Genomic DNA, 5334 nt, shown 5'->3' with positions numbered 1-5334 from the left:
ATTACTAATTAAATCATTTTCACCAATAGCTATAATATAAAGTAATTTAGATAATTCTTTAATAGGTAAGAAAACATTGCTGTTAACTCCCATATGAAGGCTGATTGTAGTAATAATGGCAGCTAAGACAAAGTAAAGAATAAACATAGGGAATGCTTTCTTTAAGTTGAAGTTTGAAGATTTCTGTTTTTTCTTACTTCTAATCATTGATAATCCTAAAGTGATAGGAATAATTGCAAGTGTACGTGTTAATTTGACAGTTACAGCTTTATTGAGTGTAGCACTACCTAAATGCCACATACTATCCCAAGTAGATGCTGCTGCAGTAACTGAAGATGTATCATTGATGGCAGTTCCAGCAAATATTCCAAATGCATCACCATGTAATGTATCAAAGCTGATGGCTTTACCTAGAATAGGGAAGAATAATGCAGCTAAAACATTAAAGAAGAAAATAACTGCAATAGCCTGAGCCACTTCATCATCATCGGCATCAATGACTGGTGCAGTAGCTGCAATGGCAGAACCACCACAAATAGATGAACCTACACCCACTAGAATAGATGTATTGGAAGGTACATGTAATATCTTTCTTAAAAGCCATGCAATAAGAAGTGAAGTAGAGATTGTACAAATAATAATAGGTAATGACTGCTTTCCTGTTTCAAAGATGACACCTAAATTCATACCAAAACCTAATAAGACGACAGCTGTCTGTAGGATGATCTTAGAAGTCCATTTGATCCCTGGTGCTGCTTTACCTTTTTCTTTCCAAAACATAGTAATAATCATACCTGCAAGAATTGAAATCACTGCCCCACCGATAACTGGAAATTGTTTTCCTAGTAACCATGATGGAATCGCAATAACTAAACATACAAGTATGCCATATATATTCTTTTTAATAGTTTCCATGATTTACCTGCTTTCTTTTAATGTGTGCTCATTATATCACTTGACTATAATAATATTAAATTATATATTTCTATTGAACTATAAGTAAATATTATTGATGAGGTGATGAGATGTTAGATTATCGTATTCATACTTTTTTAAAAGTATGTGAGACATTAAACTATACGCTTGCTGCAAAACAACTACATATTACTCAGCCAGCTGTATCACAGCATATTCATTATTTAGAAGAAGAATATGAAACAACACTCTTTGTATATTCAAATAAGCAGTTATCTTTAACACGTTCTGGAGAGATATTAAGAAAATATTTGATGACTATGCAGAATGATGAGCAAACAATTAAAAAAGAGATAAGGAGTCATGAAGAAATGATAGAAACATTGTCGATTGGTGTGACTATGACAATTGGTGAGTATGCGATAGTGAATAAATTGGCTGATTTTATCAAGCATCATCCTGAAATGAATCTGCATCTTCATTATGGAAATACAGCAGAATTATTAAAGTTATTAGATCAAGGTAAGATTCATATGGCTATTGTAGAAGGAAATTATCCAATAGAGAAATATAGTCATAAAAAATACAGCACTGAGGACTATATTGCCGTCTGTGCTGCATCACATGAGTTTAAGAATATACCTCATACTTTACATGACCTTCTTGATGAAAGACTTCTTGTACGAGAACAAGGTTCTGGTACAAGACATATTTTACAAGAAAGTCTAAATGTACGTGGTTTGTCTATTTCTGATTTTATACATTATACACAGATAGAAAATATGCACACAATCATCAGCTTGCTTAAAAAAGATTGTGGTATTTCTTTTATGTATAAAACTGCAGTGAAAGAAGAATTGCAGAAAGGTATATTAAAAGAAATTATATTAGATGACTTTAAGCTCCAGCATAATTTTGAATTCATTTGGGAAAAAGATAGTCTATTTACTGAGAAGTATATTTCTATTAGTGAAGAATTTTTAACAATACCCTTTTGATGATTAAATGTATCAAAACGTAGTAAAATTTTTGGTGCTTGACTATAGTTTATTTTATTCTTTTTAATACTAACTTGAATACAACTATGCCGGCTTCAAATAGTTTTTCCTGGTTTTCTAACGTGAAACAGCCTTTTTCTTTACTAGATTTTACATCTTTAGCTAGTTCATTCATTAGCTGTAGCGTGGCCTATCTCTTTTTAAAGTCCTGTATATTAGGTATTGCATATCTACTATGCTCATTCAGATTTAATGTTAGGCATAGGATTCAACTCCTTTCAGCAATAATTGTTAAAACATTATTTAATTTTCCAAATCACAGTCACTGTATCTGTAACATCAATATCATCTGCTTCAATATCTATATCGTATCCAGGACTACCCATTGTTTTTTCTGCACTTGCGAATGCAAAATTCTGTATAGGTTCTGAGACAAAGTTGATTTCACCCCACGAATAGTCAATAGATACGATATCACCTAATTCGATATTTGCAGCATGAGCTAAGACTTTTGCTTTATGCTTAGAATCTTCTATCGCATTCTTCAATAATTCATCTTTATATTTTTCAGGATCACTCACTGTATATTCAATTGAAATTTCTGGTGTAATCACACTATGTGCCAAAGCATAGAGTATCTCCCCTAGTTTCTTATTATCTGCATCAAATTCTATCAACATATGATGTGTATATGTATATCCTATAAATCTCTTTTTCCAGCTTTGATCTTTGGCTTTATAACTTTCATATTTGGTATTAATATCAAAGCTTCTAGTTTTTAAATCATCATTTTTAAATCCTAGAGAAACAAATAACTCCTTCAATATTTTTGTTGTTTCACTAGATTGTCTTAATGTGACTTCATATTCCTTATATGATTCTTCCATTGTCATATTAAGACGTATTATATCAGGCTTGACTGATACTTTTCCTTTACCTGTTATTTTCATTGTTTTATCCATAATGATGTCTCCTTTCCATTATTATATCAAAAAAGCCCTATGAATAATCATAAGGCCAATAATTCTTTGACTTTTTGAGTTGTTAGATTATTTAGTAATAACCCTTCTTTAATGAGTGCATTGGGTGCTGATACTTTTAATTCTTGTACAGTGTTTCCAAAACCACTACTTCCTGATGTAGCAAATAGTGTAATTATCTTATTAGAAAAATTATATGCTTCTAGGAATGTATTGATAATTGTAGGTGCAACATACCACCAGATAGGAAAACCTAGATAGATATGATCATACTTTGAAATATCTAGATTATCTTTAATAATTGCAGGGCGTGTTGATTTATCTTCCATTTCAATGCTGCTTCTAGATTTCTTATTCATCCAATCAAGATCTGCCTTTGTATATGGGACTTCTGGTTTAATTTCATATAGATCAGCCCCTGCTATCTTTGCAACTTTTTCAGCTGCATGTTTTGTAACACCACTTGCACTAAAATAAGCAACTAATATTTTACTCATATTATCATCCTCCTTGGCTAAATTATAAAGTGTGAACCTTACTTTATGGCAAGGAGATTTTATTGATATAATTCTTTTCTTCTTAGTTGTGTATAGGGTCTACTTTCTCTTATTTTCTTGGAGTCAGACAAATCAATATCAACATATATGATTTCTTCCTGATCACTTGTTTTTTTAATAACTTTCCCATTTGGATTGACTACAATGGATTCTCCAGAAAAGTTCATTTCAACCTCTTGTCCTACTCTATTGCACATCGCAATACTTACACTATTATGAAAGGACTGGACACGAAGTTCCCATTCAAACATTTCTGAAGGTTCAGTTTTAGTATTCACTGTTGGAATAAGTATTAGATCTGCGCCCATCAGCGCTTCTGTTCTAATACTTTCAGGATAATGTCTATCAAAACATACGACGATGCCTATTTGACCATATTCTGTATCAAATACTTTGAATCCATCATTTGAAGGTGTGTAGTAATCTTGTTCATAGAATTGTTTAGCCTGTGCTATATGGACCATTTTTTGAATGCCTTTGATTTCTCCATCTTTCCCTATTAATAGACTTGCATCATAGGGTTTTCCTTCTTCTTCAAGATAAATGTTTGGAACAGATATAATACTATATCTCTCACTTGCAGATTGAAGCATCTTTACTTCTTTTGAATCAAATTTAAGTCTATATTGTGATACATCCTTTCCCTTATATTGTGGAAAGAATTCTGTAAGCTGAACTTCGGGAAATAAGATGAGGCTTGCATGATTTTCATAAGCTTGTCTAATAAACTCTATGCTTTTATCTAAGTTATCTTGGATTGTACCTTCATTTTTCATTTGAGCTAACGCAATACGCATATGTTTTACCTCTTTCTACAATGGAAATATACCATTGATCCATCAACATGTATATCTATGATTTGATAGAATTTCTCTAGAATATCTCTGAGTTCTTCTTCAGTCTGGAATGGAGGAGTAAACCATCCTTTCTTTGAAAGAACATTTTTTACTAGCCAGTCTGTTCTTTTTGATTTTCCTTTAATATAAAAGCAGGCAATAAAATCACCACCAGGTTTTAGTACGCGCCATGTTTCTTGGAAAGCTTTAATCTTATCAGGAAAAGCATGAAATCCATTCATAGATAGTACGATATCAAATGTTTCATCATCCATCTGTAAGTTTCCTACATCTCCCTGAATACATTGAATATGTTTTTGACCATTTAATCTTATCTTAGCCTGTTCAAGCATATCCTGACTATAGTCAAGACATGTAATATGCGCATTATTTTAAGAAATCCATTTATTATTAGTGAATACAGCTGTACCTACTGGAACATCAAGAAGATCACCATTAAAATCATTAGGAATATAAGAGAGTACTTTTTTTGCGATTACATTATCATCAGTACCATTCCAAAATAGTTTTATATAGAGTCGACTAAAAATATTGGATTGAGTGAGAACGTCATCATATATATTCTTAGATGATTCATAAGCATCTTTTACTTTATCTTTCATATTAATTTTCTTTTCTATTCTTCCATTCCACAACAACATTTCTTATACGTTAATCTATATCTAAGCGTGTATGTAATTTCATAACTTCTATCATTTCCTTAAAACTAGTTATGGTTGTTTAAAACAACTATTTTATTTGAAATATTATAAACAAAAGGAATTTTACCTAATACATGATATATAGGCATTAACTTCTTCATTCCTTCTACAAGACTCACTTCAGTAAGAAAAGAAAATGTAGGAAGAAGTTTTTCTAGTTCTTTCCCGTTTTTAATGCCCCACGTAAACTTTGCATGACTTCCTTCTACTGATTTTTCTTTAGTATGTTTCACTACAAAAGGGAACATGACTTCTACCATTACAGTACTATTTTTAAAAGTAATAATAGAAAATATTTTCTTAATATCATTTTCAGATAAATACAT

8 protein-coding genes and 1 pseudogene are annotated in these 5334 nt (G+C 31.3%); 1 reads left to right on the top strand and 8 read right to left on the bottom strand.

Features of this window, described 5'->3' with window-relative positions; genetic code table 11:
- Positions 1–915 (bottom strand): YeiH family protein (locus tag ACT8VG_RS06865; protein WP_444195479.1); only part of this gene is annotated, 915 nt, incomplete at its 3' end.
- Positions 916–1025: 110 nt separating this feature from the next.
- On the opposite strand from ACT8VG_RS06865, the gene ACT8VG_RS06860 reads away from it, so the two are divergent.
- Entirely contained in the window at positions 1026–1913 is an 888-nt protein-coding gene (locus tag ACT8VG_RS06860; protein WP_444195478.1) for a LysR substrate-binding domain-containing protein, read from the top strand.
- Between the two features lie 49 nt (positions 1914–1962).
- Here ACT8VG_RS06860 and ACT8VG_RS06855 read toward each other — a convergent pair whose 3' ends face one another.
- The 7 genes and pseudogenes from ACT8VG_RS06855 to ACT8VG_RS06825 form a co-directional block, all read right to left on the bottom strand.
- On the bottom strand, positions 1963–2088 hold the full coding sequence (locus ACT8VG_RS06855; RefSeq protein WP_255413885.1) for a hypothetical protein: 126 nt from the start codon (positions 2086–2088) through the stop codon (positions 1963–1965).
- A 124-nt stretch (positions 2089–2212) separates the two neighbouring features.
- Entirely contained in the window at positions 2213–2875 is a 663-nt protein-coding gene (locus tag ACT8VG_RS06850; protein WP_444195477.1) for an SIMPL domain-containing protein, read from the bottom strand.
- A 47-nt stretch (positions 2876–2922) separates the two neighbouring features.
- Entirely contained in the window at positions 2923–3390 is a 468-nt protein-coding gene (locus tag ACT8VG_RS06845; RefSeq protein WP_444195476.1) for a flavodoxin, read from the bottom strand.
- Positions 3391–3449: 59 nt separating this feature from the next.
- Positions 3450–4247, bottom strand: a complete 798-nt coding sequence (locus tag ACT8VG_RS06840; protein WP_217106050.1) for a carbon-nitrogen hydrolase family protein — start codon at positions 4245–4247, stop codon at positions 3450–3452.
- 5 nt (positions 4248–4252) lie between these two features.
- Positions 4253–4666 carry a class I SAM-dependent methyltransferase gene (locus ACT8VG_RS06835; protein WP_444195480.1) on the bottom strand — a complete coding sequence of 138 codons (414 nt, stop codon included), beginning with the start codon at positions 4664–4666 and terminating at the stop codon, positions 4253–4255.
- Positions 4667–4678: 12 nt separating this feature from the next.
- Positions 4679–4909 (bottom strand): hypothetical protein, encoded by a 231-nt coding sequence (locus ACT8VG_RS06830; RefSeq protein WP_444195475.1) that lies wholly within the window; start codon positions 4907–4909, stop codon positions 4679–4681.
- A 104-nt stretch (positions 4910–5013) separates the two neighbouring features.
- A pseudogene (locus tag ACT8VG_RS06825) lies at positions 5014–5334 on the bottom strand (class I SAM-dependent methyltransferase); the annotation flags it as partial.

Source organism: Catenibacterium sp. (genome assembly GCF_052354645.1).
GTDB classification, from domain to species: domain Bacteria; phylum Bacillota_I; class Bacilli_A; order Erysipelotrichales; family Coprobacillaceae; genus Catenibacterium; species Catenibacterium mitsuoka_A.
The sequence above is the reverse complement of the archived record's forward strand: the minus strand, read 5'-3'. Positions and strand labels throughout refer to the sequence as shown.